Raw genomic sequence first — 25,163 nt, forward strand, 5'->3', positions numbered from 1 at the left:
TTGCGCCGACGACCCGCCGCTGAGGCGGGTTTTTCGTTTCGGCAGTGGACAGAGCGGCATGATTCTGCTATCAGCCGCCACAATTCGTGGTGTAGACCGCCGCGGAGGCAAGCGACTATGGCCACTTGCCTGTTGTTAACAAAACCCGAAAGACAGGATTGCCCGTGCAGGTACTCGTCCGCGACAACAATGTTGATCAGGCGCTTCGCGCGCTCAAGAAAAAGATGCAGCGCGAAGGCATCTTCCGCGAAATGAAGATGCGCGGACATTATGAGAAGCCTTCCGAGAAGCGCGCCCGCGAAAAGGCGGAAGCCGTTCGCCGCGCCCGCAAGCTGGCACGCAAGCGCGCTCAGCGCGAAGGCCTGCTGCCGATGACGCCGCGCCCGGTGGCGGCTGGTGCCGCTGGTGCCGGCGCTCCGCGTCCGCCGCGGTTCTGACGCCAATTTTTCGTCCTTTTCGAAGGATACCCAAGGTGGCGCGATGCGAAATCGCCGCCACCTTTTTGTTTTGAATTCGACCAGCTCGCGGAGGGCCGGTTCGGAGAGGGAACAGACCTGACGGCGCGGGCGGGCAGTGAGGACAGAGCAGACATGAACGCAATTAGCGTGGAGCGCAGAACCGCAATGTGCGGCTTCGCCCTGACGGCAGCCCTGCTTTCTGGCTTGGCGCTCGCCGGCTGCCAGACAGCCCCGACCGGCGAATTCACCAACATCGACAAGGCACAAGGGTCGGCCGAGAACATCTCCTCGCTGTCGGCTGTCATCCAGCGCAGTCCCCAGGATCCGGAAGGCTACAATGTGCGTGGCTCGGCCTATGGCCGCGGCGGCCAGTATCAGGCGGCGCTCAAGGATTTCAACACCGCCATCCAGCTCAATCCGAATTTCTACCAGGCCTATTCGAACCGCGCTCTCATCCAGCGTTTCCTCGGCGATCAGGCGGCAGCGCTTGCCGACTACAACCGCTCGATCCAGATCAATCCCGACTATGACGCCGCCTATATCGGCCGCGGCAATCTCTACCGCAAAGCCAACCGCATCCAGGAAGCGTTCAACGATTTCCAGAAGGCGATCCAGCTCGACACGACAGACGCGCGCGCCTATCACAATCGCGGCCTGATCTATCAGAGCCAGGGCCAGCACGCTTTCGCCATCGAGGATTTCTCGACAGCCATCTCGCTGGCGCCGGACGCCGCCGATCCCTACAATGGCCGCGGCCTCTCCTATCTCGCCATGAACGACGAGGACAATGCCTTCGCCGACATCAACATGGCGATCAAGCTCGACGGCAAGAATGCCGAGGCCTGGTCCAACCAGGCGCTGATCTACGAGCGGCGCGGCGACAAGGCCAAGGCGGCAAAAGCCTACCGCGAGGCCGTGCGCCTCAGCCCCACCTACCAGCCGGCCAAGGACGGCCTGGCGCGCACCAGCGCCGTCTGACCGACGGCGGCGTTTCGGCCTGACATGGCAGGCCTGCCGTTTGGCATGGCTTCGAAACCTTCAACGACTGACGTCTTGATCGCGCCAAGTTCTCGGCGGAACGCTCGGGACGCTTAGCCGTTGTTCAAGGCTATTCGCGAAAAGGACCGCTCCCATGATCAAGAAACTCGCCTGTGCCGCCGCCCTCGCCGCTACGGTTCTCGCCGCCCCTGCCAGCGCAGGAAGGCTGCAGCTCGGTGTGCTCGACTGCACCATCGACGGCGGCACCGGCTATATCGTGACATCCAACAAAGGCGTGGCCTGCACCTTTCGCCCTCATCATGGCGGTCCCCCGGAAGCCTATACCGGGGTCATTTCCAAGCTTGGCGTCGACGTTGGCAGGACCCACCAGGGCGAATTGATTTGGGCGGTTCTGGCGGCCACCCGCAACCGTGATGCCGCCGATCTTGCCGGCAGCTATTATGGCGTCAACGCCGAGGCCAGCGTAGTGACCGGCGGCGGCGCCAACCTTCTGGTCGGCGGGCTGAACAGCGCCTTCTCGCTGCAGCCTCTCAACGTGCAGGCGCAGACCGGCGTCAACCTGGCAGTCGCCGTCACCTCACTGCAACTGATCCACTCTTTCAAATGAACGCCATAGCGTAGCTCTGCATGCGGCGCGGAACAGGATAGAACTGTTCGGCGCCGCACGACTTTTGGGGAACCGCCGTGCGAGGGAAGATCATCGCTGACGCCATGATCGCCAATCTTGACGTCCCGCCTTCATCAGCACCCTCAGCGCACCCACGAAAAACCGCTTGAGCTCAACTGCGGTTGAGGTTTTACAACCCATCCCCGAAGTGCCATTTGGAGACGAAGAGCGCTCCACCATTTCTTTAATCGGCGTATACGAAAGTTCGGGAGGGCGGGGTGATCGAAACCAGCACAAACAGGGTCGACTGGCGGGCGCTGTGGGCGAGCGGCGATCTGGCGCGCTTCTGCTTCATCAGCCTCGGCATCCTGCTGCACGCCACCAACGAAACCATGGTGGCAACGGTGATGCCGGCGATGGTCGGCGAACTCGCCGGGGTTCAGCTGGTCGGCTGGTCGCTGGCGATCTACGAGCTCGGCGCCATCGTCGCCGGCGCTGCCGCCGGACGGCTGGTGAGCTATGTCGCGTTGCGCACCAACATGGTGGTTGCCGCCCTGCTCTACGCGGCCGGCGCCCTGGTCTGCGCCATCGCGCCGTCCATGCCGCTGTTCCTGGCCGGGCGCCTGATCGAGGGTTTTGGCGGCGGCGCGCTGGTGTCGCTGGCCTTCGTCTCGGTCGAGCGGCTGTTTCCACGCGCCATCTGGCCGCAGCTTTTCGGCGTTATGTCGGCGATCTGGGGCGTCGCCGCCTTCAGCGGGCCGGTGCTCGGTGCGTTGATGACCGAATTGCTCTCCTGGCGCTGGGCTTTCGGCGTCTTCACGCTTGGCGGCACGGCCATGGCGTTGGCGAGCTTCATCGTGCTCGACACGCCCGAGGCAACCCGGCCGCGGTCGATCACTGGAACCGCGCCGCCCTTCCCCTTTGCCGCGCTCGGCTGCCTTGCCGTCAGCGTCGTGCTGATCGCCACGGCCGGTGTCGACATTGCCCTGCTGCGCTCGTCCCTGCTGCTCATCCTCGGCCTGATCGGGCTCGCGCTGTTCGTCCGCATCGACGCGCTGAAGCCGGGCTCGCGGCTGTTCCCGTCGCGGCTGTTCTCATGGCGCTCGCCGGTCGGCGCAGGCATGACCATGGTCGCCGCCTTTTCGGTGGCGACCTGCTCCTTCGCCGTCTACGGGCCGCTGCTTCTGACCAGCCTGCACGGCATTCCGATCCTGACCACCGGCTATATCATCGCCGCCGAATCGATCGCCTGGTCGATCCTGTCGATCCTCGTCGCCAATGCGCCGCCGGAGCGGGAAAGACTGATCATCACCGGCGGCGCGCTGATGATCGCGGCCGGCATCGCCGGTTTCGCCTATGCCGTGCCGGCCGGTTCGATTCCGGTGATCCTGTTTTGCGCCTTGCTGCAGGGCGGCGGCTTCGGCATTGCCTGGCCCTTCGTCACACGCGTGATCGTCGCGTCGGCCAGTGACGGCGAGCAGACGATCGCTTCCGCCGCCGTACCGACCATGCAGCGCATCGGCTATGCGGTCGGTGCCGCGTTGACCGGCATCGTCGCCAATGCCAGCGGTTTTTCCGAAGGCCTGAACCGTGAGGCGGCGGCGAATGTCGCCACCTGGCTGTTCCTCGCCTTCGTGCCGCTCGGGATTCTGGGCTGCCTCGCCGCGCTGAGGATCTCGGGGCCGGCAGCCCGGCCACAGGAAGCAACCGGCTAGACGCTTAGACGACTTGAGATTCAGGTAAGAGTTTTAGATTGGCCCACGCCTGTAGAGATGAACCGGCTTGTGAGGCGCGCGTTTGATGATGCCTTTTGCCTCGAGGTCGAGTTGGACGGCTTTCAACCACCATCCAGCCGTCTTGCCTTGCGGAAAGAGGTCGTCGTGAAGTAGGGGCAGAAGCGCCTCTTTCGCATCTGCGAGCTTCAGTCCAGGCGCCTTGCTCGGCAAGACGGTCAGAAGCGCATTGCGTATGGCCAAGTATTTCGCGCGATCAACCCGTTCGGTCCGCCCGGGGATGTTGACGTTCTCGATCTCGATCTTGTCGTCAGGCATCGATCTTCCCCACCACTTCGACTTTTGGATTCCGGAATCCCATGGCTGCCCACGCCGCCAGAAGCTTTGCGTAGAACGACACCGTATGGCTTTTCAGATTGGGGATGTCGCCCGGCAGGTTGGAAGCATCGGGCAGGTCGCCAGCCATCGTTCGCATTTCGGCTTTCGGCCGCGCCTCATCCGGCCAGAGGTGCAGATAGATACTCAGCCAGTGCGCGCCCTTCATTTCCAGGAAGACCGGCGTATTGCAGCAGGGCGCGACGACCCGGCGTGAGCCCGCATCAGCGGACAGCCGGAATTCACTCAAATGCTCTGCGCCGGACAGGACCCGGACCCGATCCTTGCGATATTCCGCACAAGGCGTCGCGCTGTAAGAGGTAAGGACATTTTTTGCGCCGGGGAGCGTCGCAAGACGATCTGCTGCAGCCCTGCAACTGTTGCACAGGCACTCGGTTACGGCGATCGGTTTCCCCTTTACCTCCAGGCGCACCCGTCCGCAGGCGCAACTGATCTCCTTGGCTTCGCTCATGTTTCGTCCTCCTCCGTGACGTGAAACAGGTGCCGGATGTATCGGTCCAGATGGTCAAGACTTTCCCGGGCAAGGTCGGGGCTGTTCCCCGCCTTTGCCAGGACGAAACCGCCCTGGATGACGGCTTGCGTGTGGCGTGCGAGGCTTTCGGCCGTCCAGTTGCCAGTAATGCCGTGATCCCGCCGCGCGGTCTCGATGTCGGCCTCCAGCGTGGCCGTATGGCCGAAGATGCTTCGTCCACAGGCATCGCGAATGTCAGGGGAGCTTGAGTAGACCTCCTGCGCCATGGTTCCGACCAGGCAGGTGAACTCGGGGAGGTCGCCCGCTATGATCGCCTTACGGAAGGCGACATAGGCGAGAACGCGCTCAAGAGCATCGGCCGGATCGTGATACGGCGCGGCGGCAAAGAAACCAGACGTCGTCTCTGCCCAGAATTCGGCCGCCGCGACTCCCAGCGCGTCCTTGCTGCCGAAATTGTGGAAAAACGCCCCTTTGGTGACGGCGGCGGCTTTGCAGAGGTCATCGACGGAGGTGGCGGCGAAGCCTTTGGCGCGGATGATGTCACGCGCGGCCTCAAGGAGCCTGATACGGGCGCCACCGCGTTCGGGGGATTGTATGGTTGGTCTGGACATGGCCAATACATACCATACGGTCGGTATATGTCAACGACCTGACCCACGCACTGCGCTTCAGAATAGCCCCATCGGCTCTACGTTCAGCCAGATCCCAGATTGCGGCCTAGCCATTCGCCGCATCGAGACGTCCGGAACTCGCAGCGATCGTAACGCCTGACCAAATCTGTGAGTGCCTAGCCCTAGACGATGGTCGTCTTCAGTCGTTCGGCAATCAGGGCGGCAAGCCGCGTCGCCACCTCGTCCTTGCTCATCTCGGGCCATTCGTCGACACCGGCCTTCGAGACGATCCGCACAGTGTTGCGGTCGCCGCCCATCACCCCGCTTTCGTGGGATACATCGTTGGCGACGATGAAATCGGCGCCCTTTTTCCTGAGCTTGGCCTCGGCGTTCCTGACCAGATCCTGCGTTTCGGCGGCGAAGCCGACGACCAGGCTGGGCCGCTTCCTGTGATGGCCGACGCCGGCAAGAATGTCAGGGTTTTCGATCATCTGCAGCGCCGGCGGCCCCTCGCCCGCCACCTTCTTGATCTTCTCGCCGGCCGAAGTCTCGCTGCGCCAGTCCGCAACCGCCGCGACGAATACCGCCGCGTCCGCCGGCAAAAGCTGTTCGACCGCGTCCTTCATCTGGTTTGCGGTTTCGACATGCAGCGTGGTGACGTCAGCCGGATCGGCAATGCCGACCGGACCGGAGACGAGGCGCACATCGGCGCCCAGCCTTGCCAGCGCCGCCGCGATGGCATGGCCCTGCTTGCCGGACGAACGGTTGGCGATATAGCGCACCGGATCGATCGGCTCATGCGTCGGCCCTGAGGTGACGATGATCTTTCTGCCTGCCAGCGGCTTCGGACTGATATCGAGCAGCGCCTCGATCGCAGCGACGATTTCCAGCGGCTCGGCCATGCGGCCTTCGCCCGCCTCGTTGCTCTCGGCCATTTCGCCCTTTGCCGGGCCGACGAATCCGACGCCGTCCTTCCGCAACGTCGCCCGGTTTCGCCGGGTCGCGGGATGCGACCACATTTTCGGGTTCATGGCGGGCGCCATCAGCACCGGCTTGTCGGTCGCAATGAGCACGGTCGAGGCAAGGTCGTTGGCATGGCCGTTGGCGAGCTTCGCCATCAGGTCGGCGGTAGCCGGCGCCACAACGACAAGATCGGCCTCGCGCGACAAGCGGATGTGGCCGACATCGTGCTCGTCATTGCGGTCGAACAAATCCGTGAAGACGTGGTCGGCCGACAGCGCCCCGGCCGACAGCGTCGTGACGAATTCCTGCGCCGCGGCAGTCATCACCACACGCACGGCGGCACCGCGCTCGCGCAGCCGGCGGATCAGGTCGAGCGCCTTGTAGGCGGCGATACCGCCGCCGATGATCAGCAGGATGCGCTTGCCGGAGAGGGTCATGCCCAGTTCTTGTCCGATGTCATGCCGGCTTCAGCGCCGGTTCGATGTCGGTATGGATGAAATCATTGCCCTTGAAAAGCAGCGGCAGGTTTCGTGACTTGGCCAAGGCGTAGGCGAAGCAATCGCCCATGTTGAGATCGGCACGATGGCGGGATCCACGACCAAAACGAGAATAAGCAAGCCGCGCGATCTCAAGCTGCGGCAAATCAAAGGGAACTACCGTCAGCTCAAGACGGTCGATGAGCATTTGGAACTCGCTAGCGTTGACGCTACCGCTTGATCGGCTCACTACGCAATGCGCCTCCAGCAGCGTCGCAGTACTGATCAGTGCAGCAGGTGAGGTTCCGAAAACATCGACGAACGCAGCCGCGTCCGGCTCTGCGCCAATAATTGCGATCAATGCCGACGTGTCGACTGCAATTGTCACAGAAGTCCCTCGTCCCACATGTGGTCAGTAAGTGCCTTGAGATCAAAAGGCCGTTCTAGCTTTCGTCCAAGCGCCAAGATTTCGTCACGCGACGCTTTTAGCCGCCAAGCCCCATTTTCAAGCTTGGTTTTTGGGATCGCCACCTCGCGCAAGGCGTCCCGCGCTTCCTGCTCCATCGAAACGCCACGCGCGGCAGCGCGCTCGCGAAGCACCTGCTTCACGCTTTCGTCAAGATTGCGGATTGTTATCGTGCTCATGCTCTTGCTCCTTGCCCCTTAACATAGGCGATAAGCAACATGACTGCAATGACAGCACTGCTGTCATTGCAGTCAGAGCAACTTCCAGGCGATAAAGACCAGCGTCAGCGCGATAACCCACAGCGCCAGCCGGCCGGAGCGGGTGTGGCGCGCCTCGGCCTTGCCGATGGCGTGCGCCGTCCTTTCGTCGAAACGCAGCCCGTGTTCGGCCATCAGATCGATCTCGCGCGACAGCCGCTCGGTGCGGGCGGCGAGGTCCGGCGCCTGGCGGGCCAGCGCCAGCAACGCGCTGGCCCCGTCGCGTGCGTCGGCCAGCAGGGCACGCGGGCCGAGATTGCCTGATATCCAGCCTCCGACCACCGGTTCTGACGTCTTCCACATGTTGAATGCCGGGTCGAGCGTGCGGGCAACGCCCTCGACCACCACCATGGTCTTTTGCAGCAGCACCAGTTCGGACCGCGTCGCCATGTCGAAGAGGTCGGTGACCTCGAACAGAAGCGCCAAGAGCTTGGCCATCGAGATGGTTTCGGCCGGCTGGCCGTGGATCGGCTCGCCGATGGCGCGGATCGCCTGGGCGAATGCCGCGACGTTATGCAGGCGCGGCACGTAGCCGGCCTCGAAATGCACTTCGGCGACGCGCAGATAGTCACGGGTGATGAAGCCGTAGAGGATTTCGGCGAGGAACCGGCGCTCCTTCTTGCCGAGCCGGCCGGCAATGCCGAGATCGACAGCGACGATGGTGCCATCGGGCTCGACGAACAGGTTTCCCGGATGCATGTCGGCGTGGAAGAAACCGTCGCGCAGCGTATGGCGCAGGAACGACTGGACCAGATTGGCGGCGATCGCCTTCAGATCGTGGCCGGCGGCAGTGAGGCCGGCAATGTCGTTCATCTTGATGCCGTCGACCCATTCCATGGTCAGCACGTCGCGGCCGGTGCGTTCCCAATCGACCGTCGGCACGCGAAAGCCGGGATCGTCCCTGGTGTTTTCGCCGAGCTCCGAAAGCGCTGCCGCCTCAAGCCTCAGATCCATCTCGATCTTGGTGGTCTGCGCCAGCGTCTGGGTCACCTCGACCGGCCGCAACCGGCGCGACGACGGGATGTATTTTTCCTGGAGACGGGCGGCGAGGAAATAGCTTTCGAGATCGCGGAAGAAACGGCGCCGCACGCCCGGCCGGATCACCTTCACCGCCACCCGCGAGCCGACGCCGTTCTGCAAGGTTTCGGCGGTATGGACCTGAGCGATCGAGGCCGCGGCGACCGCCTCGCCGAAACTGGCGTAGAGCTCGCCGACCTTGCGCCCGAGCGAGGCCTCTATCGCCGCAATGGCCTCGGCCTGCGGAAATGTCTGCATCTTGTCCTGCAGCATGGCGAGATCGAGCGCTATGTCGTTGCCGACGACATCGGGCCGTGTCGCCAGGAACTGGCCGAGCTTGACATAGGATGGGCCGAGCCGGACGACGGCCTTGGCCAGCCGATCGCCACGTTCATAGGCAAGCGCGCGGCGGCGGGTGAACAGCCGTGCCACCCGCCAGCCGAATTTCGGCAGGCCGAACAGCTCATCGCCCGGCAACGCCGCGACGACGCCTTCGCGGACCAGCACCCAGCCGGCCCGTACGAGCCTGAAACCAGCGCCGACATTGCTCATGACTGCGCTTGTCCTGCCGGTTTTCTAGACCGGCGAAGGGCAGGTCGCGTATAAAAAATACGGGCCTGCCTCAAAGCTTCCAGCCCGAATGAAGCGCAGCTATGCCGCCGGCATAATTGCGAAACGACACGCGGTCAAAACCGGCGCGGGAAATCATCGCGGCAAAATTCTGCTGATTGGGAAATTTGCGGATCGATTCGACCAGATAGGAATAGGGTTCGTTTTCGCCGGTCACCGCCTTGCCAATCCTGGGGATGGCGTTGAACGACCACGCCTCGTAGACCTTGTCGAGCAGCGGCATGTCGACCTCGGAAAATTCAAGGCAGAGAAAACGCCCGCCAGGCTTCAGCACGCGAAAGGCTTCGGCAAGCGCCACATCGATGCGCGGCACGTTGCGAATGCCGAAAGCGATCGTGTAGGCGTCGAAACTGGCCTCAGCGAAAGGCAGCTCCTCGGCATTGGCCTCGACGAAATCGGTATTTGCCGTGAGGCCCTTTTTCTCGGCCCGGTCGCGGCCGACGGCGAGCATCGAGCCGTTGATGTCGAGAACCGTGGCATGGGCGTTCCTGCCGCTCGCCTCGACGATGCGGAAGGCGATGTCGCCAGTGCCGCCGGCAACGTCGAGAACGCTCCAGCCCGGTCGTTTCGGTGGATTGAGCCATGTGACCATTGCGTCCTTCCACAGCCGATGCAGGCCGCCCGACATCAGGTCGTTCATCAGATCGTAGCGGTTCGCCACCTTGTGGAAAACGTCGTTGACCAGGGACTGCTTCTCGCCTGCCCCTACGCGCTTGAAACCATAGGAGGTTTCCATGCCGCCAACGGCCGTGGTTCTCTCAACCGACATTATTTTTGATCCGCCATAAAACCGGCGGGACCATAGCCGATCGATGATGCCGACGCTATTGTTTAAGGCGCGGTGTTCGGCCGCGCTTCCCGGTCGTGGGATCACGCTTATGGCTCCATGTCCTGGACTGACCTGACGGGATGATTGCATGCCTTTGAAAGCAGAACTGCACTGCCATATCGAAGGGGCAGCGGCGCCCGAACTCGTCATCCGTCAGGCGCAGAAATACGGCAAGGACACCTCGCCCTACATTCAGGACGGCTCCTTCGTCTGGCACGATTTCAGCTCCTTCCTCGCCGCCTATGACTTCTCCTCCGACCTGTTCCGCACAGAAGAGGACTATGCGCGGCTGGCCGATCATTATCTGACCAGCCTCGCCCGCGACGGCGCGATCTATTCCGAGATCTTCACCTCGACGGACCACGCCGGGAAGGCCGGCCTGTCGCCCAAGGCCTATACGGACGCGCTCGGCGAAGGCATGGCGCGCGCCAAGGCCAAGACCGGCATCGAAGGCCGCATGATCGTCACCGGCGTGCGCAATGCCGGCGTCGAATCGATCGAGCAGGCGGCGCGCTTCGCCGCCCGCTGCGGGCATCCGCTGGTCACCGGCTTCGGCGTCGCCGGCGACGAGCGGATGGGCGATCTGGAGGACTATGTCAGGGCCTTCGAAATCGCGCGAGAGGCCGGCCTTGGCATCACCGTCCATGCCGGCGAACTGATGGGCTGGGAGAGCGTCAAGGCCGCGCTCGACCACATTCGCCCCGCCCGCATCGGCCATGGCGTGCGTGCCATCGAAAACCCCGACCTTATCCGGCGCATCGCCGACGAAGGCGTCGTGCTCGAATGCTGTCCGAGTTCCAACATCGCGCTGAGGGTGTTCGACAGTTTCGCCGATCACCCTTTTCCGGCACTGCAGGCGGCTGGCTGCAAGGTGACGCTAAATTCCGATGATCCGCCCTATTTCCGGACGTCGCTGAAGCGCGAATACGACATTGCCGCCGAGCATTTTTCGATGAACGACAAGGCGCTCGCCGCCGTCACCAGAACCGCCATCGACGCCGCCTTCGTCGACAGGAAGACCAAGGCAATGCTGCTGGGCCGGCTCGACGTCAAGGGCAGGTGAATGGGTGAATGGTGAATGGTGAATGGTGAATGGTGAATGGTCCACCCGGCGCTTCGGTCCGTCAACCGCGAGTTTTCCGCTGAACCAAGGACTCGCAAACCTGTTCACTATTCACTATTCACCATTCACTACTCACTTTCACCTGCGCAGCTAGGAGACCACCATGCAGGGCGTCACCGTCGTCGACCATCCGCTTGTCCAGCACAAGCTGACCATCATGCGCAAGAAGGAAACCTCGACGGCCGGCTTCCGGCGGCTGCTGCGCGAGATCTCGCTGCTGCTCGGCTACGAGGTCACCCGCAACCTCGAACTGACGACGACGACGATCGAAACGCCGATCGAGACGATGGAAGCGCCGACGCTGGAGGGCAAGAAGCTGGTTTTCGCCTCAGTACTGCGCGCCGGCAACGGCCTGCTCGAAGGCCTGCTCGACCTGGTGCCGGCGGCGCGCGTCGCCCATATCGGTCTCTACCGCGACCACGAAACGCTGGAAGCGGTCGAATATTTCTTCAAGGCGCCGAGCGATCTCGCCGACCGGCTGGTGATCGTCGTCGATCCGATGCTGGCGACCGCCAATTCGGCGATCGCCGCGATCGACAAGTTGAAGGGACGCGGCGCCACCAACATTCGCTTCCTCTGCCTGCTGGCGGCGCCAGAAGGCCTCGATCGCTTCATCAAGGCGCATCCCGATGTCCCGGTCTTCACCGCTTCCATCGACCGCCAGCTCAACGAGAAGGGCTACATCATGCCCGGCCTCGGCGATGCTGGCGACCGCATGTACGGGACCAAATGACCGTGGCGCCGCTCGTTTACCGATCGTTTACGCAAACGACCGCTTTCTGCATCTGTTAAAGCGGCAAACACCATGCCGCGATAAGCAGGGTCTTCACGAAGGCCGGTCCATGCTGCGCAATCTTCTCATCCTTGGCGTGCTCGCCGTAGCATCGGCGTCGTTCCCGATGCTCTACCAGTCGAATCTGCAGATGTTCGAAGGCCTGCTGAAATCGGCGGTCGGGGCCAGGCCGGCGGTCGAAACGGACCTGAATCTGGCCACGGTTCCCGGCAGGCCGGCGCAGCCGCTCGGCCGCAAGGTCGTGATCCCGGCTGACGCGCGCGGGCATTTCACGTCGGCGTTCAAGCTTAACGGTCGAACGGTCGACGGCATGATCGACACCGGCGCAACGCTGGTCGCCATCAACAGTTCGACGGCGCGCAGGATCGGCGTTTCGCTGAACGCGTCGGATTTCAAGCACCAGGTCAACACCGCCAACGGCGCGATCAAGGCTGCCTTGGTGACCGTCGATCGGCTGCAGATCGGCAAGATCACGCTCGACGGTGTCCAGGCGGTGGTGCTCGACGACAAGGCGCTGCGCACCAATTTGATCGGTCTGAGCTTTCTCCAGCGGCTGGAAAAATACCAGGTCGAGAACGGCTCGCTGCTGCTCGTCCAGTGAACCATGATCCCGAAAAGTGGAAACCGGTTTTCGGAAAGATCATGGTCCAATTAAAAAAACTTCATCCGCGCGGCAGGATCCGCCGGATGACGGTTTTTTCCGCGGGCGGCTTCGAAGCGCCGATCGTATAGGCCGAAAGCACGGCGGCGGCGGCCGCCTCGGCATCCCCGGCATTGCGGGCATGGACCAGCGCCAGCGCCTCGCCGCCCCGCACCTCCGCGCCGACAGGCAGCAGCCGGGTGACGCCGACGGCATGGTCGATCCTGTCGTCCGGCCGGATGCGCCCGCCGCCAAGCCCGACGACGGCAAGCCCGATGTCGCGGGTGGAGATACCGGTGACGAAGCCGTTTTCGGCGGCCTTGACCGCAAATTCCGTCGCCGCCCTCGGCAGGTGTTTTTCCGGGTTCTCGACGAAGTCGGCCGGACCGCCGAGCGCCGCCACCATGCGCGCGAAGACGGCCGCGGCACCGCCGCCGGCAAGCGTCTCGGCGGCGCGCCGCATGCCGTCCTGGTTGGACGAGACCAGCCCGGCCGACTGCAGCATGTCTGCGGCCAATGCCACCGTCACATCCTCCAGGCGCCGGTCGCGGAAGCGGCCGGTGAGGAAATCGACGGCATTGCGCACCTCGACCGCGTTGCCGGCTGCCGAGGCCAGCGGCTCGTTCATGCCGGTGACCAGCGCCGAGGTCTTCAGGCCGGCGCCATTGGCGACTTCGACCAGGCTGTTCGCCAGTGTCGTTGCGTCGCGCGACTTTTCCATGAAGGCGCCGTTGCCGACCTTTACGTCGAGCACCAGCGACTGCAGGCCGGCCGCCAGCTTCTTCGAGAGGATCGAGGCGGTGATCAGCGGCACCGATTCGACGGTTCCCGTCACGTCGCGGATCGCATAGAGCCGGCGGTCGGCGGGCGCGAGATCGGCGGTCTGGCCGATGATGGCGCAGCCGGCTTCGAGCACTGCCTTGCGGAATCCCGCGACATCCGGCTGGCTGGTATAGCCCGGGATGGCGTCCATCTTGTCCAGAGTGCCGCCGGTATGGCCGAGGCCGCGGCCGGAAATCATCGGCACATAAGCGCCGCAGGCAGCGACGATCGGCGCCACCAACAGCGAGACATTGTCGCCGACGCCGCCTGTCGAATGCTTGTCGGTGACCGGGCCCGGCAGGTCCGACCAATCGAGCACGTCGCCGGAATCGCGCATCGCCAGGGTCAGCGCCACCGCCTCGTCGCGGCTCATGCCGTTGAAGAACACCGCCATGGCGAAGGCCCCGACCTGCCCGTCCGAGACGGTGCCGGCGGTGAGGCCTTCGATGAAGCTGGCGATCTCCTGCGTCGACAGCTTGTGGCCGTCGCGCTTGCTGCGGATGATTTCCTGGGGAAGCATCAGGCCGGGACCTTACGCTCCGGCAACCCATGCTGGAACACACGCTGGAGGATCGTCGCCAGCCGCGCGCCGCCAATCGGCGCCATGTCCTTGGTCTCCTGGTGCGAAAGCTCCGCCCCTGTCATCCCTGCGGCGAGATTGGTGATGACCGAGCAGGCGGCGACGCGCAGGCCGAGGAAACGGGCGAGAATGACCTCCGGCACGGTCGACATGCCGACGGCATTGGCGCCCATGACGCGCGCCATGCGGATCTCGGCGGGCGTCTCGAAGCACGGCCCGGAAAACCACATATAGACGCCCTTGTGCAGCGCGGTGTCCGTCGCCTTCGCGGCCGTCTCGATCGCTGAGCGAAGACCGGCATCATAGGCTTCGGTCAGGCCGACGAAGCGGCGGTCGCTCGGCTCGCCGATCAGCGGATTGGAACCCGAGAAATTGATGTGGTCGGTGATCAGCATCACCGAGCCCGGCCCCATGCCCGGATCGACCGAGCCGGCGGCATTGGTGAGGATCAGTTGCGAGATGCCGAGGCCGGCAAGCACTTCAAGCGCCGGCCGCATCGCCGCCGCGTTGCCGTGTTCATAGTAGTGAGCGCGGCCGGACAGCATCAGCACAGGCGTGCCGGCAAAATGTCCCGCCACCACCTCTCCGGCATGGCCGGTGACGCCGCTTCTGGGAAAGCCCGGCAATTCGCCATAGGAAATGCGGACAGGATCCTCGACTTGGTCGACAAGCCCGCCAAGGCCCGAACCCAGCACCAGCGCGGTGGCGGGCGCCAGCCCGTCCAGCCTTTCGACCAGACGATCAAGCGCTTCCTTCATGTCAACCAGCTCTTCATTTCAACCAAGCTCTTCATTTCAACATATCGCCCTGAAAGCCGTAGGGCAGCATCTCGCCCATGGTCACGGTTTCGACCACGCCGGCATTGTCGCAAAGATAGAGTTTGGTGTCCGGCCGGCAGAATTCGGCCAGCCGCTGCCGGCAGCCGCCGCAGGGCGAGCATTTAGCCATGCGCTTTGCGATGACAGCGATCTCCGTTACCCTGCCGCCGCCGGCCATGATGAAGTGGCCGAGCGCGGTGGTTTCGGCGCACCAACCTTCCGGATAGGACGCGACCTCGACGTTGGCGCCGGTAAAGACGCGGCCGTCCTCGGTGCGCAGTGCCGCCCCGACCGGGAATTTCGAATAGGGCGCATAGGCCTTGGCCATGGCGGCCTTGGCCGCTTCGAACAGATCATGCGACATTGTTTTTCCATTGCATGATCCTGTCCGAAAGCCGGCTTCCACTTTTCGCTGACGCGGACCTGCGGTTCGAAATCACGCTTAGCGTTCCTTGACATAGGGCACGCCGCCGGCGCGCGGCGGAATTGCCTTGCCGATGAAGCCGGCGAGCAGGATGACGGTGAGGATATAGGGCAGCGCCTGCATGAGCTGCACCGGCACCTTGCCGATCAGCGGCAGCGGCGTGCCCTGCAGGCGGATCGACAGCGCGTCGAGGAAGCCGAACAACAGGCAGGCGAACATGGCGTTGACCGGCTTCCACTTGGCGAAGATCAGCGCGGCCAGGGCGATGTAGCCCTTGCCGGCAGTCATGTCCTTGACGAAGCCGCCATTCTGCACCATCGACAGATAGGCGCCGGCAATACCGGTGAGCACGCCGGTGCAGATCAGCGCCCGGTAGCGCAGCCAGGCGACCGAGATACCGGCGGTGTCGACCGCGGCCGGGTTCTCGCCGACCGCGCGCATGCGCAAGCCGAAACGGGTGCGGAACAGCACCCACCAGGTGAACGGCACGGCGAGGAACGCGACATAGACCAGCACGGAATGGCCGGAGACCAGTTCCGAATATATCGGTCCGAGGATCGGCACGCCCCTGAGCGCGTCCGCACCGGGCCAGACGATCGCCCCGAACCGCTCGTCCGATGCCAGAGCTGGCGTACGTCCACCTTGCTGGAACCAGGCCTGGCCGAGCATGATCGTCGATCCGGCGGCGATGAAATTGATCGCCACGCCGGAGACGATCTGGTTGCCGCGATGGGTGATCGAGGCAAAGCCGTGGACCAGCGCAAAAGCGACCGAGATGAGGATGGCCATGCCGAGGCCGATATAGGCGGAATGGAAGACGGAGGCGGAGGCGGCACCGGCGAAGGCGCCGACCAGCATCTTGCCCTCGAGCCCGATGTCGAAAATGCCGGCCCGCTCCGAATAGAGACCGGCGAGGCAGGCGAGCAGCAGCGGCACCGACAGGCGGATGGTCGAGTCCAGAACCTGGATGATGGCGTTGAACAGATCCATCTCAGGCACCCTTCCCCTTGATCGCTTCGATGCCGACAGATCTCGGGCTGAGCGAGGCGAACAGCGCCTGGACATAGGGCCGGAACATATGCTCGAGCGCGCCGGCGAACAGGATGACCAGGCCCTGGATGATGACGATCATGTCGCGGCTGATCGCCGGCATTTCGAAGGCGAGCTCGGCGCCGCCCTGGTACAGCATGCCGAACAATATTGCGGCGAGCACGATGCCGACCGGGTGCAGGCGCCCCATCAGCGCTACTGCGATGCCGACGAAACCGGCGCCCGAAACGAATTCGAGCGCGACATTGTGCTGGTCGCCCATCGTCGGGTTGAGCGCCATCATGCCGGCCAGCGCGCCCGAAATCATCATGGCGACGATGATGATGCGGGTTTCCGAAATGCCGGCATAGCGCGCCGCTTTCGCGCTGTGGCCGTAGGTGCGCATCTCGTAACCGAGCCTGGTGCGCCAGATCAGCACCCAGACCAGAAACGCCATGGCCAGCGCCAGCAGGAAGCTGATGTTGAACGGCGCCGAGCGGATCTTGGCGCCGAACAATTCGATGACCCAGTTGAGCTTCGGCAGTTGCGCGCCGTCGAGGAAGGTGCGTGTCTGCGGCGCCATCGAATTGGCCGGCTTCAAGAATCCGACCAGCGCGTAGACCATGACGCTGGCGGCGATGAAATTGAACATGATGGTGGTGATGACGATGTGCGAGCCGCGCCTGGCCTGCAGATAGGCCGGGATCAGTGCCCACAGCGCCCCCATCGCCGCAGCGGCAATGATCGCCAGCGGAAAGGTGAGCCACCATGGCAGCACGCTGTCGAAGGCGAGGCAAACGATGCCGATGCCGAGACCGGCGATATAGCCCTGGCCCTCGCCACCGATGTTGAACAGGCCGCAATGCGCCGCAACCGCCACCGACAGCCCGCTGAAGATGAAGGTGGTGGCGTAGAACAGCGTGAACGCAATGCCTTGCCCACGGCCGAAAGCGCCCTCGACCAGGACGGCGGCAGCGCGGAACGGATTTTCGCCGACCAGAAGCACGACGAGGCCGGCGACGACGAAGGCAACGGCGAGATTGATCACCGGGATCAGCCCGTAATCCGCCCAGGCCGGCAGCTTGGCGTAAGGCGTGCTCATTCCGCCGCCTCCCGGTGCTCGACGCCGGCCATCAGCAGGCCGAGCTCGCCTTCGCTCGCCTCGGGGCCGCGCTCGCCGACGATGCGGCCGGCAAACATCACCAGGATGCGGTCGGAGAGCGAACGGATCTCGTCGAGCTCGACCGACACCACCAGCACCGCCTTGCCCTGGTCGCGCATGGCGATCAGCCGCTTGTGGATGAATTCGATGGCGCCGACATCGACGCCGCGCGTCGGCTGGCCGACGATCAGCACGCCCGGGTCCTGTTCCATTTCCCGCGCCAGCACGATCTTCTGCTGGTTGCCGCCGGAGAAATTCGCGGTCTTGAGCCGGCAGTCCGCCGGGCGGATGTCGTATTTGCTGATCTTGTCCCTCGCGTCGTCGCGGATGGCGTCGATGTCGAGGAACGGCCCTTTCAAATAGCGCGGATCGTCGTGATAGCCGAGGATCGAATTCTCGTTCTCCTCGAAGGCCAGCACCAGCCCGACATGATGACGGTCTTCCGGGACATGGGCGAGGCCGCGGTCGCGCAGTTCGCCGGGATCGGCGGCCCCGGTCAGGTCGATCGGCCTGCCGTCGAGCATGACGGAGCCCGAGACGGCGCGCCTGATGCCGGAAATCGCCTCGAGCATTTCGGATTGCCCGTTGCCGGCGACGCCGGCGATGCCAACGATCTCGCCGGCGCGCACATCGAAGGAGACGTCGTCGACCATGGTGACGCCACGAGAATCCTTCACCGTCAGGTTCTTCACCGCAAGCTTGACCCCGCCGGCTTCCGCCTCGCCCTTCTCGACCCTGAGCAGCACGCGGCGCCCGACCATCAGCTCGGCCAGTTCCCCGACCGTGGTCTTCGTGGTCTGCCTGGTCGCCACCATCGTGCCCTGGCGCATGACCGAGACCGTGTCGGTGATCGCCATGATCTCGCGCAGCTTATGGGTGATCAGCACGATCGTTTTGCCCTGCTCCTTCAACTGCCTGAGGATGCGGAACAGATGGTCGGCTTCTGCGGGCGTCAGCACGCCCGTCGGCTCGTCGAGAATCAGGATCTCGGCGCCGCGATACAGCGCCTTGAGGATTTCGACACGCTGCTGCAGGCCGACCGGCAACTCCTCGATGATCGCATCGGGATCGACCTCCAGCCCATATTCGCGCTCGAGCCGTTCCAGCTCGGACCGCGCCTTGGCGATGCTCTTCTTCAGCAGCGCATCGCTTTCAGCGCCGAGAATGACGTTTTCCAGCACCGTGAAATTGTCGACCAGCATGAAATGCTGATGCACCATGCCGATGCCGAGCGCGATGGCATCGTTGGGCGATTTGATCGACGCCGGCTTGCCACCGACGCGGATCTCGCCGCTGTCGGCCTGATAGAAACCATAAAGGATCGACATCAGCGTCGACTTGCCAGCGCCGTTCTCGCCGACAATGCCGTGGATGGTGCCGCGCGCGATCTCCAGATTGATGTCGCGATTGGCGCGCACGGCGCCAAAACTCTTGTTGATGCCGATCAGCTCGATTGCGGCTTGCGCCATGCAGCCTTTCCCATCGTATTTTTATCGCTTGGTCAAAACGCCTAGCATGACGCCCCGCCTGTGCCAATTGCCGGAGCAGCGTTCACTCTCGACAAATCCCCGCGCGCTTGTCAATTTCGAACGTGGCCGCAGCCTGCACAATCGCCTGGATCGAGGATTTCAAATGACCATGCCCGACGACCGGCTGACGACGCTGGAAATCCGCGCCGCCGAGCAGGAGAAGACCATCGAGGAACTGTCCGGCCAGATCGCCGAGCAGTGGAAGGTGATCGAGCGCATGCAGCGCAAACTCGACGCGCTGGCCGACCGCTTCCTGGCGCTGGAGGAACAGGCCGCGCCCGACGTGCCGGTGACCAAGCCGCCGCACTGGTGAGCTTGCTGATAAGCAAGAAACCGCCGGGTTTTCACCGGCGGCTTCGAGCGGATCGGCAAGGTCGCGATCAATAGCTGGGCTACGCTGTGGAAAGCCGACGCTTTCGCTCTACGATTTACCCCCACCCCTAACCCCTCCCCACAGGGGGGAGGGAGACTTCCGTTGGCGCTGACCTCGGCAAATTGGCTCGCGGCAGCGTTCCCTCCCCCTTGTGGGGAGGGTTAGGGTGGGGGTCCCTCTTCGCAAGAATCCGGTGGAGGTCCTCTTCGCAAGAATCCGGTCCACCTTCGCAAGACACCAAATGCGATTGCCCTGCGATCAATAAGGGCAGGAATTGTCCGACATGTAATCATGCACCTTGATGGTGCCGGCAATGATGTCGGCCTTGGCCTTTTCGACCGCTGCCTTCATCGCGTCGTCGACAAGCGCCTTGTTGTTTTCGTCCATGGCGTAGTCGACGCCGCCCTCCTTGAGGCCGAGATCGTTGATGCCGCCGGTGAACTTGTCGTTCTTGGCATCCATGAAGGTGTTGTAGACGGCAACATCGACGCGCTTGACCATCGAGGTCAGCACCTTGCCGGGCTGCAGTCCATTCTGGTTGGAATCGACGCCGATGCCGAGCTTGCCGCCGTCGGCCGCTGCCTGCAGCACGCCAACACCGGTTCCGCCTGCCGCTGCGTAGATCACGTCGGCGCCCTGGTCGATCTGCGTCTTCGCGATCTCGCCGCCCTTGGCCGGATCGTTCCAGGCTGCCGGCGTGTCGCCGGTCATGTTCTGGATGACATCGGTCGCGCCGGCCGCCTTGGCGCCACCGACATAACCGCAGCCGAATCGGCGGATCAGCGGAATGTCCATGCCGCCGATGAAGCCGACCTTTTTGGTCTTCGAGGCCATCGCTGCCATCACGCCGACGAGATAGGAGCCTTCCTGCTCCTTGTAGACGACGGAGCGGACGTTGGGCTTGTCGACGACCATGTCGATGATGGCGAATTTGGTCTCGGGAAACTCGACGGCGATCTTCTCCAGCGCATCTGCCCAGGAGAAGCCCGCCATGGCGATTGGATTGCGGCCATCCTCGGCGAAACGGCGCAGCGCCTGCTCGCGCTGGGTGGCGTTCGAGACCTCGAATTCCACATAGGCGATGCCGGTTTCGGCCTTGAACTTTTCGGCGCCGTTGTAGGACGCTTCGTTGAATGACTTGTCGAACTTGCCGCCGAGATCGTAGAGAAGTGCTGGCTGGATGTCCGCGGCGAAGGCCGGAAGAACCATCGCAGTTGCGGCCAGGAGGCCGAGAACGATACGTTTCATGTGATCCACACCCTGTCGGTTATTTTTCCGTTATGCACCGCCTGCCTGCCCGGTTCTCCGGCAGGCATGCGACATCAGACAGGAGTGTCTTCCTCCCGCTTCGGGCCAATCTGGCACGGCCCGAAGCAAAATTCACGCGGAATTTTGACCTGTTGGAAAAGCCGGTATCATCGTCCCGCCAAGGCCTCAGGCGGAGCCGGCAGCCGGGATGGCGCAGGTGACGCCGGTGCCCTGCAGATTGCAATAGCCGTAGGGATTCTTCGCCAGATATTGCTGGTGGTCTTCCTCGGCGAAGTAGAATTCCGGTGCCGGAGCGATCTCGGTGGTGATCTTGCCGCGGCCGGCGCCGTGCAACGAGGCCTCGTAGGCGTCGCGCGAGGCGATCGCCGCCTGGTATTGCGCATCACCGAAGGTGTAGATCGTCGAGCGGTATGTGGTGCCGACGTCGTTGCCCTGGCGCATGCCTTGCGTCGGATCGTGGCTTTCCCAGAACAGCTTCAGAAGCTGTGCATAGGACACGATTTTTGGGTCGTAGACGACCAGCACGACTTCGGCATGGCCGGTCAAACCGGTGCAGGTTTCCTGGTAGGTCGGATTGGGGGTGACGCCACCGGCATAGCCGACGGCCGTGACCCATACGCCCTCGATCTGCCAGAACATGCGTTCCGCGCCCCAGAAGCAGCCCAGCCCGAACATCGCCTTCTCCAGCCCGTCGGGATAGGGGCCCTTCAGCGGCCGCTTCGAGACAAAATGATTGGATGCCGTCGGGATAGGATTGGCGCGACCCGGCAGCGCCTCGGCAGGTTTTGGCAGGTTGAGCTTCTTGTTCAGCATGTCGCTGAGGAACATGTGCAGTCTCCCTTTCTCTTTGTTGGCGGCTTTCTCTTTGTTTGGGGACGCTGGAGAATTATCAAGTCTAGGCGAACCGCCCGGTCGGCCGTTCCCGCCGGTAGCCGATCATGTAGAGAATGAAGGCAAGCCCCGCGAACACCGCGAAACCAGGCTGGTTGAGCACCCAGGCGATGGCGCCGTCCCACAGCAGCGGACCCAGCCTGTCGCGGACGAAGCTCTCGAAGGCGCTTCGCGTATCCGGCGAGACGGCGAGCCAACTGGTGTTGAGCGGTGTCATGACCAGGGCGGAGGCCGCCACCGAGCGCGTCGCGTCGACCACCGCCATGATGACCGAAACCGAAAGCGCAAGCATTGCGGCAAGACGGAAGACGAAGCGGAACATCCTACCTCCCCGCAAGCTTTTCAGAAATATCTGTATCGGCCTGATAGATAGGGTCTGCGCGCTTTATCCGCAATCGCGACACGCGAAGTTGAACCGACGCCGCCGGTTTTCGCCGCTGAGCGTCGGTCGGCCAAGACGACGCCGCCGATCGCGGCGATCGGCTTGCCAAGCAGTGCTGGCGGCATGGACAGAGCATCCCTATCCGACCAAGCGAATAGAGTGCTGTTATGTCTTGGCATTCGGCACCGGATCGACTAGATGAGCCCCGCACCTGTTGCTTTGACGGCTCAGGTGTGGGGAAAAGGTGTCCGCTGGTTGACGGCGCCTACGGTGCGGAGTTCCGGACCGGGAATCCCCAAGGAGACGGCATCTCCCCAACCCGCGCGGCGAAACCGGCCGTAGCGAAAATGCCAGGACGGAGAGGTGGCCGAGTGGTTGAAGGCGCACGCCTGGAAAGTGTGTTTACGGGAGACCGTAACGCGGGTTCGAATCCCGCTCTCTCCGCCAGCCCATTTCGGTCCCCAAATTGCTAATGATTTCAAGGGCATACTGTCTCTCCGCCAAGATGCGGTCCCCCATGCCGGTCACCCGGCGGGCCATAGAGGGCCACTGTGGGGCGGCCTGCGTAGGCGGGGATTGGCCCTCCCATCATCCCTTGCCAACTGTAGGGGCTTCCCTGTGTCACTGTGGGGCCATCGCGAAGCTGACCCGTGGCGCGGCCCATCCGGTGGCTAGCGCAGGGGCCACGATAAGCAACCGCCCTAATGGCGAACTCCTTGAGCCTGAATAGCGGGCTGGTCGCCCTCAATAGGCTCTTGGCGGCCCTCTGCTTGAGTCCAGCGGCTATCAATTCCTCCGTTGGACACTATAATGGCGGCACAGCGGGGGGGGCGCACATGTCGTTAGCTGACAGCAACAAGGCACTGGTCACACTTGGGGTCATATGCGTTGCTATTGCGTACGTCTTCGGCCTCTCATCCGGTGACATCAGTGGTAGACAGAAAGCGCGGCCTTGGATGGCCAACCTGATCCAATCCCAATGTCAACAGACTGGGCTTGCCGGCAAAACCGTCTACATCTGCCCATCTAGCATAACCGAGTGGCCAGTCGATCCGTGAGGCAGTCGGTGGCAGACCACCATCTACTCTCTCACCCATTGAAAAGCCAAGGTACGCTAGGAGAGCACCCGCCCAAGCCATGCCGCTGCACGGGCTTCCCTCAGACGCGTGACCTTAGTCTCGGCGGTCTGGGATACCTGGTCGGCCTCAGCACGGGTTGCGGCTCTCAGCAGTGCAGTAAGCGGAGCGGTTTTGTTCGGCCCCATTGGCTTCCTCCTCGGGTGGCTAATGCCTGAGAAGGGGAGCGCACCGGAATCGCCAGGGGTCACGCCCACCGCCCAATGGCTGTGGCCCAACGATTACGGTCAACTCATGGCTCGAATTGCATTGGGGCGCCACCGATGTCGGCATCTGCGCGGCCGATAGGCAGCGAAGCACTTCTGGACCGGATTGCCGAGCAAACCGGAAAAAGGATTGGGAGGCGGCAGGCGAGGGAAGAAGTAGTGCATTGTCACCGTAATTGCGGCTCGATTTGAAGAGGCCAAAGACGACGCACATGAAGACGCAAAAGGGCACGCTGCCAACGTTCAGTATAGCTTTTTTAAGCACCTTTTCAGGCAATCTCGACTGGCCTTCGTGATCTTAAACCGGCGGTAAGGTCAATCTCATATCCCGGCTTCTGCAAAGGGCAGTAATAATTGGGGTGCTGGAATATGAGAGCTATTAATTTACTGGCTGTTGGGTCAGTATTCGCCATCGCAGGGTGTCAGACTGCTACCTACACGCAGTACATGGCGGGACCGCCGCTGGAATATGCGCAAGCCAAGTGCAATATGCTCGCACCCAGCGTCCATCAAGGATACATCGCAATCGGGTCGCCGAGTTATGTTGCCGGCGCGGCGCTTGGCAATGCGTTAGATAATGCCATTGCCGAACAGCGATTCATCAAAAACTGCATGACGTTGCAGGGTTGGCGACAGGATGCCCCCGGCGCAAAGAAGTCTTCAACGTCGCTGGCATCATCGCAACCACCGCACCAACGGACAGCAAAAAGGCGGCCGACGGCGCAAGAGCTTGGCGTTCCAGGGCAAGTCGTGGCGGGACAGTAACTTGCACGGCTGCTAACACCAAACGTGTCGCGCCAGCGGCCTCTGTGGATCGCCGCCAAGCCGATTTATCAGGAGTCCGACAATGCTTAAGTTTTTCGCCGGTCTTGTCGTTGGTTTCTTGGCCGGCCTTTGCGCCTTGCCTGTCATCATGCTGATAGGGATGAACGGTCTCGCAGACCGCGTCAACGCAGCAATTGATCAGCCGGCTCGATCAAAGCCGGCTGGCGACGCAATGGCGAGCTATCGCGATTGCGTCAAAGGCTATTTCACAGAGCGCGGCGGCAATCCCGTGGAAGCGATTACATCTTGTGAATGGGAATTGGACGCGTGGAAGGCCTCGCCAACGTTTGCTGCCGAATGGCGCAAGCTTGTCGAGACCGATCCCGACATGCGCGCCATTGTAGAAGGCTATCACCTCGCCATGGCCGATTGACTCTCTGTTAGTCGCGCCGAGGGCAACGGCTATTCGACAAGGGGCGGCGATATTTAACCCTATTCAAGCGGCGTCACACCTCAGCGAAACGCGAGATTGCGAGCCAACTTTTGCTCTGGTTTCGGATCCGGCTCCTGCTCTGGCAAAACAGCTAAGTAGTTGAAATTATTATTATAAAATCTGGCGATGGCGGTCGCTCTCTCCGCCACATTTCCCTACTAACTCATCCAGATCGTGTTGCGCGAATGGCTGAAAACCAACGCTTATCTGCCGGTCCGGGCGATCGACGAGGAAAGCGAGACGGACGGCAGCGCGTAGGCGGGGCGCGACCCGTATGCAGAAGACCCGCCGCTACATTTGCGAAGCGACGGGCCTCCACCCCACCCCATATCTTACCAGGCAAGTACGGTGCCAGACTTATTGACCCATTGCGGGGCGTAAGGGGTGACAGCCTGGCTCTGTGATTGTGGCCCCGTGCGTAAACCAGTGCGTGCCGGACTCGGCCGGCTTGAGTTCATTCCGCCAATGATGGCCCTGCTCCGCAATTTCAAAATGACCCACTACCGCAGCTTCTGGGCTCTCGCCCGGAATGGCGTCATTCTCTCTTCGGGGAGAGCGGGCGTGGGCAAAGGCCTCCGCAGGGCGGGTGGCGCGGCTTCGCAAAGCGCACATGATTTCGTCACGAGAGATGCCGATGTCGCCAAGGACGCCATCGGGTAAACGGCTCAACTGGTCCGTTGCCGATAACAGAGCCTTTCGCTCGGCGTGCGTGCCCGCATGGCGGGCGGTGGCTGGCCCCGGGCCACGCATATAATAAAGCTCCGGCCGGTAGCGCCGCGCGGCGAATTTGCGAAACGCCGCAGCAAGTTTTGTG

27 protein-coding genes and 1 tRNA gene are annotated in these 25,163 nt (G+C 62.9%); 10 read left to right on the forward strand and 18 right to left on the reverse strand.

Going from position 1 to position 25,163, the window contains the following annotated elements; genetic code table 11:
• Positions 1 to 164 precede the first annotated feature (164 nt).
• The 4 genes from rpsU to BLT09_RS31855 all read left to right on the forward strand — a co-directional run bounded on the left by rpsU (position 165) and on the right by BLT09_RS31855 (position 3,779).
• A complete protein-coding gene (gene rpsU, locus BLT09_RS31840; RefSeq protein ID WP_023675331.1) occupies positions 165 to 437 on the forward strand; it encodes a 30S ribosomal protein S21 in 273 nt (90 codons plus the stop codon).
• Between the two features lie 153 nt (positions 438 to 590).
• Positions 591 to 1,436 (forward strand): tetratricopeptide repeat protein, encoded by an 846-nt coding sequence (locus tag BLT09_RS31845; protein WP_091600447.1) that lies wholly within the window; start codon positions 591 to 593, stop codon positions 1,434 to 1,436.
• A 154-nt stretch (positions 1,437 to 1,590) separates the two neighbouring features.
• A complete protein-coding gene (locus tag BLT09_RS31850) occupies positions 1,591 to 2,064 on the forward strand; it encodes a DUF992 domain-containing protein (RefSeq protein ID WP_091600448.1) in 474 nt (157 codons plus the stop codon).
• Positions 2,065 to 2,342: 278 nt separating this feature from the next.
• Positions 2,343 to 3,779, forward strand: coding sequence for an MFS transporter (locus BLT09_RS31855; protein ID WP_091600449.1), 1,437 nt, complete (start codon positions 2,343 to 2,345; stop codon positions 3,777 to 3,779).
• A 33-nt stretch (positions 3,780 to 3,812) separates the two neighbouring features.
• On the opposite strand, the gene BLT09_RS31860 is transcribed toward BLT09_RS31855, so the two are convergent.
• From BLT09_RS31860 to ubiE, 8 genes are all read right to left on the reverse strand, one after another.
• Positions 3,813 to 4,115 carry a DUF6958 family protein gene (locus BLT09_RS31860; RefSeq protein WP_091600450.1) on the reverse strand — a complete coding sequence of 101 codons (303 nt, stop codon included), beginning with the start codon at positions 4,113 to 4,115 and terminating at the stop codon, positions 3,813 to 3,815.
• Positions 4,108 to 4,644 carry a GFA family protein gene (locus BLT09_RS31865; RefSeq protein ID WP_091600451.1) on the reverse strand — a complete coding sequence of 179 codons (537 nt, stop codon included), beginning with the start codon at positions 4,642 to 4,644 and terminating at the stop codon, positions 4,108 to 4,110. Before BLT09_RS31865 ends, BLT09_RS31860 begins: the two co-directional genes overlap by 8 nt.
• Positions 4,641 to 5,276, reverse strand: a complete 636-nt coding sequence (locus BLT09_RS31870) for a TetR/AcrR family transcriptional regulator (protein WP_091600452.1) — start codon at positions 5,274 to 5,276, stop codon at positions 4,641 to 4,643. The genes BLT09_RS31865 and BLT09_RS31870 overlap by 4 nt, the downstream gene beginning before the upstream one ends.
• 182 nt (positions 5,277 to 5,458) lie before the next feature.
• Complete coding sequence (gene coaBC / locus BLT09_RS31875; protein WP_091600453.1) at positions 5,459 to 6,676, reverse strand: bifunctional phosphopantothenoylcysteine decarboxylase/phosphopantothenate--cysteine ligase CoaBC; 1,218 nt, start codon at positions 6,674 to 6,676, stop codon at positions 5,459 to 5,461.
• Positions 6,677 to 6,695: 19 nt separating this feature from the next.
• Positions 6,696 to 7,103, reverse strand: a complete 408-nt coding sequence (locus BLT09_RS31880; RefSeq protein ID WP_236473441.1) for a type II toxin-antitoxin system VapC family toxin — start codon at positions 7,101 to 7,103, stop codon at positions 6,696 to 6,698.
• Positions 7,100 to 7,360, reverse strand: coding sequence for a FitA-like ribbon-helix-helix domain-containing protein (locus BLT09_RS31885; RefSeq protein WP_091600454.1), 261 nt, complete (start codon positions 7,358 to 7,360; stop codon positions 7,100 to 7,102). Before BLT09_RS31885 ends, BLT09_RS31880 begins: the two co-directional genes overlap by 4 nt.
• A gap of 72 nt (positions 7,361 to 7,432) precedes the next feature.
• Positions 7,433 to 9,007, reverse strand: coding sequence for a 2-polyprenylphenol 6-hydroxylase (gene ubiB / locus BLT09_RS31890; protein WP_091600455.1), 1,575 nt, complete (start codon positions 9,005 to 9,007; stop codon positions 7,433 to 7,435).
• 70 nt (positions 9,008 to 9,077) lie between these two features.
• Positions 9,078 to 9,854 carry a bifunctional demethylmenaquinone methyltransferase/2-methoxy-6-polyprenyl-1,4-benzoquinol methylase UbiE gene (gene ubiE, locus BLT09_RS31895; protein ID WP_091600456.1) on the reverse strand — a complete coding sequence of 259 codons (777 nt, stop codon included), beginning with the start codon at positions 9,852 to 9,854 and terminating at the stop codon, positions 9,078 to 9,080.
• Positions 9,855 to 10,002: 148 nt separating this feature from the next.
• Between ubiE and BLT09_RS31900 the strand changes: the two genes are divergently transcribed.
• The 3 genes from BLT09_RS31900 to BLT09_RS31910 all read left to right on the forward strand — a co-directional run bounded on the left by BLT09_RS31900 (position 10,003) and on the right by BLT09_RS31910 (position 12,431).
• The gene (locus BLT09_RS31900; RefSeq protein ID WP_091600457.1) at positions 10,003 to 10,977 is read left to right on the forward strand and encodes an adenosine deaminase; all 975 of its coding nucleotides are present in this window, start codon (positions 10,003 to 10,005) and stop codon (positions 10,975 to 10,977) included.
• A 163-nt stretch (positions 10,978 to 11,140) separates the two neighbouring features.
• Entirely contained in the window at positions 11,141 to 11,770 is a 630-nt protein-coding gene (upp, locus tag BLT09_RS31905; protein WP_023797505.1) for a uracil phosphoribosyltransferase, read from the forward strand.
• Positions 11,771 to 11,879: 109 nt separating this feature from the next.
• Complete coding sequence (locus BLT09_RS31910; protein ID WP_091600458.1) at positions 11,880 to 12,431, forward strand: TIGR02281 family clan AA aspartic protease; 552 nt, start codon at positions 11,880 to 11,882, stop codon at positions 12,429 to 12,431.
• A 61-nt stretch (positions 12,432 to 12,492) separates the two neighbouring features.
• Here BLT09_RS31910 and deoA read toward each other — a convergent pair whose 3' ends face one another.
• From deoA to BLT09_RS31940, 6 genes are all read right to left on the reverse strand, one after another.
• Positions 12,493 to 13,812, reverse strand: a complete 1,320-nt coding sequence (gene deoA / locus BLT09_RS31915) for a thymidine phosphorylase (protein WP_091600459.1) — start codon at positions 13,810 to 13,812, stop codon at positions 12,493 to 12,495.
• Positions 13,812 to 14,630, reverse strand: a complete 819-nt coding sequence (locus BLT09_RS31920; protein WP_091600460.1) for a purine-nucleoside phosphorylase — start codon at positions 14,628 to 14,630, stop codon at positions 13,812 to 13,814. The genes deoA and BLT09_RS31920 overlap by 1 nt, the downstream gene beginning before the upstream one ends.
• A gap of 31 nt (positions 14,631 to 14,661) precedes the next feature.
• Complete coding sequence (cdd, locus tag BLT09_RS31925) at positions 14,662 to 15,054, reverse strand: cytidine deaminase (protein WP_091600461.1); 393 nt, start codon at positions 15,052 to 15,054, stop codon at positions 14,662 to 14,664.
• 78 nt (positions 15,055 to 15,132) lie between these two features.
• Entirely contained in the window at positions 15,133 to 16,104 is a 972-nt protein-coding gene (locus BLT09_RS31930) for an ABC transporter permease (protein ID WP_091600462.1), read from the reverse strand.
• 1 nt (position 16,105) lies between these two features.
• Positions 16,106 to 17,245, reverse strand: coding sequence for an ABC transporter permease (locus BLT09_RS31935; RefSeq protein ID WP_027153023.1), 1,140 nt, complete (start codon positions 17,243 to 17,245; stop codon positions 16,106 to 16,108).
• Positions 17,242 to 18,774: an ABC transporter ATP-binding protein gene (locus tag BLT09_RS31940; protein ID WP_091600463.1), complete on the reverse strand. Its 1,533-nt coding sequence runs from the start codon at positions 18,772 to 18,774 to the stop codon at positions 17,242 to 17,244. Before BLT09_RS31940 ends, BLT09_RS31935 begins: the two co-directional genes overlap by 4 nt.
• A 163-nt stretch (positions 18,775 to 18,937) precedes the next feature.
• On the opposite strand from BLT09_RS31940, the gene BLT09_RS31945 reads away from it, so the two are divergent.
• On the forward strand, positions 18,938 to 19,147 hold the full coding sequence (locus tag BLT09_RS31945) for a SlyX family protein (RefSeq protein ID WP_091600472.1): 210 nt from the start codon (positions 18,938 to 18,940) through the stop codon (positions 19,145 to 19,147).
• A 318-nt stretch (positions 19,148 to 19,465) separates the two neighbouring features.
• On the opposite strand, the gene BLT09_RS31950 is transcribed toward BLT09_RS31945, so the two are convergent.
• The 3 genes from BLT09_RS31950 to BLT09_RS31960 form a co-directional block, all read right to left on the reverse strand.
• Positions 19,466 to 20,455, reverse strand: coding sequence for a BMP family lipoprotein (locus BLT09_RS31950; protein ID WP_091600464.1), 990 nt, complete (start codon positions 20,453 to 20,455; stop codon positions 19,466 to 19,468).
• Positions 20,456 to 20,641: 186 nt separating this feature from the next.
• On the reverse strand, positions 20,642 to 21,304 hold the full coding sequence (msrA, locus tag BLT09_RS31955; RefSeq protein ID WP_091600465.1) for a peptide-methionine (S)-S-oxide reductase MsrA: 663 nt from the start codon (positions 21,302 to 21,304) through the stop codon (positions 20,642 to 20,644).
• Between the two features lie 67 nt (positions 21,305 to 21,371).
• Positions 21,372 to 21,689 (reverse strand): hypothetical protein, encoded by a 318-nt coding sequence (locus BLT09_RS31960; protein ID WP_091600466.1) that lies wholly within the window; start codon positions 21,687 to 21,689, stop codon positions 21,372 to 21,374.
• Positions 21,690 to 22,106: 417 nt separating this feature from the next.
• Here BLT09_RS31960 and BLT09_RS31965 point away from each other — a divergent pair.
• Positions 22,107 to 22,196 (forward strand) — tRNA-Ser (locus tag BLT09_RS31965).
• Between the two features lie 1,742 nt (positions 22,197 to 23,938).
• On the forward strand, positions 23,939 to 24,289 hold the full coding sequence (locus BLT09_RS31970) for a hypothetical protein (protein WP_091600467.1): 351 nt from the start codon (positions 23,939 to 23,941) through the stop codon (positions 24,287 to 24,289).
• A gap of 417 nt (positions 24,290 to 24,706) precedes the next feature.
• Here the strand turns inward: BLT09_RS31970 and BLT09_RS34730 are convergent.
• The coding region (locus tag BLT09_RS34730) for a DUF1127 domain-containing protein (protein WP_139172725.1) at positions 24,707 to 25,163 on the reverse strand (457 nt) is incomplete at its 5' end.

This window comes from Mesorhizobium muleiense, assembly GCF_900099905.1.
Classification (GTDB): Bacteria; Pseudomonadota; Alphaproteobacteria; order Rhizobiales; family Rhizobiaceae; genus Mesorhizobium; species Mesorhizobium muleiense.

Coding starts and splice junctions, on each gene's coding strand:
- BLT09_RS31845 (WP_091600447.1), top strand. CDS start 591: ATGAACGCAATTAGCGTGGAGCGCAGAACCGCAATGTGCGGCTTCGCC.
- BLT09_RS31850 (WP_091600448.1), top strand. CDS start 1,591: ATGATCAAGAAACTCGCCTGTGCCGCCGCCCTCGCCGCTACGGTTCTC.
- BLT09_RS31860 (WP_091600450.1), bottom strand. CDS start 4,115: ATGCCTGACGACAAGATCGAGATCGAGAACGTCAACATCCCCGGGCGG.
- BLT09_RS31865 (WP_091600451.1), bottom strand. CDS start 4,644: ATGAGCGAAGCCAAGGAGATCAGTTGCGCCTGCGGACGGGTGCGCCTG.
- BLT09_RS31870 (WP_091600452.1), bottom strand. CDS start 5,276: ATGTCCAGACCAACCATACAATCCCCCGAACGCGGTGGCGCCCGTATC.
- coaBC (WP_091600453.1), bottom strand. CDS start 6,676: ATGACCCTCTCCGGCAAGCGCATCCTGCTGATCATCGGCGGCGGTATC.
- BLT09_RS31885 (WP_091600454.1), bottom strand. CDS start 7,360: ATGAGCACGATAACAATCCGCAATCTTGACGAAAGCGTGAAGCAGGTG.
- ubiB (WP_091600455.1), bottom strand. CDS start 9,007: ATGAGCAATGTCGGCGCTGGTTTCAGGCTCGTACGGGCCGGCTGGGTG.
- ubiE (WP_091600456.1), bottom strand. CDS start 9,854: ATGTCGGTTGAGAGAACCACGGCCGTTGGCGGCATGGAAACCTCCTAT.
- BLT09_RS31900 (WP_091600457.1), top strand. CDS start 10,003: ATGCCTTTGAAAGCAGAACTGCACTGCCATATCGAAGGGGCAGCGGCG.
- upp (WP_023797505.1), top strand. CDS start 11,141: ATGCAGGGCGTCACCGTCGTCGACCATCCGCTTGTCCAGCACAAGCTG.
- BLT09_RS31910 (WP_091600458.1), top strand. CDS start 11,880: ATGCTGCGCAATCTTCTCATCCTTGGCGTGCTCGCCGTAGCATCGGCG.
- deoA (WP_091600459.1), bottom strand. CDS start 13,812: ATGCTTCCCCAGGAAATCATCCGCAGCAAGCGCGACGGCCACAAGCTG.
- BLT09_RS31920 (WP_091600460.1), bottom strand. CDS start 14,630: ATGAAGGAAGCGCTTGATCGTCTGGTCGAAAGGCTGGACGGGCTGGCG.
- cdd (WP_091600461.1), bottom strand. CDS start 15,054: ATGTCGCATGATCTGTTCGAAGCGGCCAAGGCCGCCATGGCCAAGGCC.
- BLT09_RS31930 (WP_091600462.1), bottom strand. CDS start 16,104: ATGGATCTGTTCAACGCCATCATCCAGGTTCTGGACTCGACCATCCGC.
- BLT09_RS31935 (WP_027153023.1), bottom strand. CDS start 17,245: ATGAGCACGCCTTACGCCAAGCTGCCGGCCTGGGCGGATTACGGGCTG.
- BLT09_RS31940 (WP_091600463.1), bottom strand. CDS start 18,774: ATGGCGCAAGCCGCAATCGAGCTGATCGGCATCAACAAGAGTTTTGGC.
- BLT09_RS31945 (WP_091600472.1), top strand. CDS start 18,938: ATGACCATGCCCGACGACCGGCTGACGACGCTGGAAATCCGCGCCGCC.
- BLT09_RS31950 (WP_091600464.1), bottom strand. CDS start 20,455: ATGAAACGTATCGTTCTCGGCCTCCTGGCCGCAACTGCGATGGTTCTT.
- msrA (WP_091600465.1), bottom strand. CDS start 21,304: ATGTTCCTCAGCGACATGCTGAACAAGAAGCTCAACCTGCCAAAACCT.
- BLT09_RS31960 (WP_091600466.1), bottom strand. CDS start 21,689: ATGTTCCGCTTCGTCTTCCGTCTTGCCGCAATGCTTGCGCTTTCGGTT.
- BLT09_RS31970 (WP_091600467.1), top strand. CDS start 23,939: ATGCTTAAGTTTTTCGCCGGTCTTGTCGTTGGTTTCTTGGCCGGCCTT.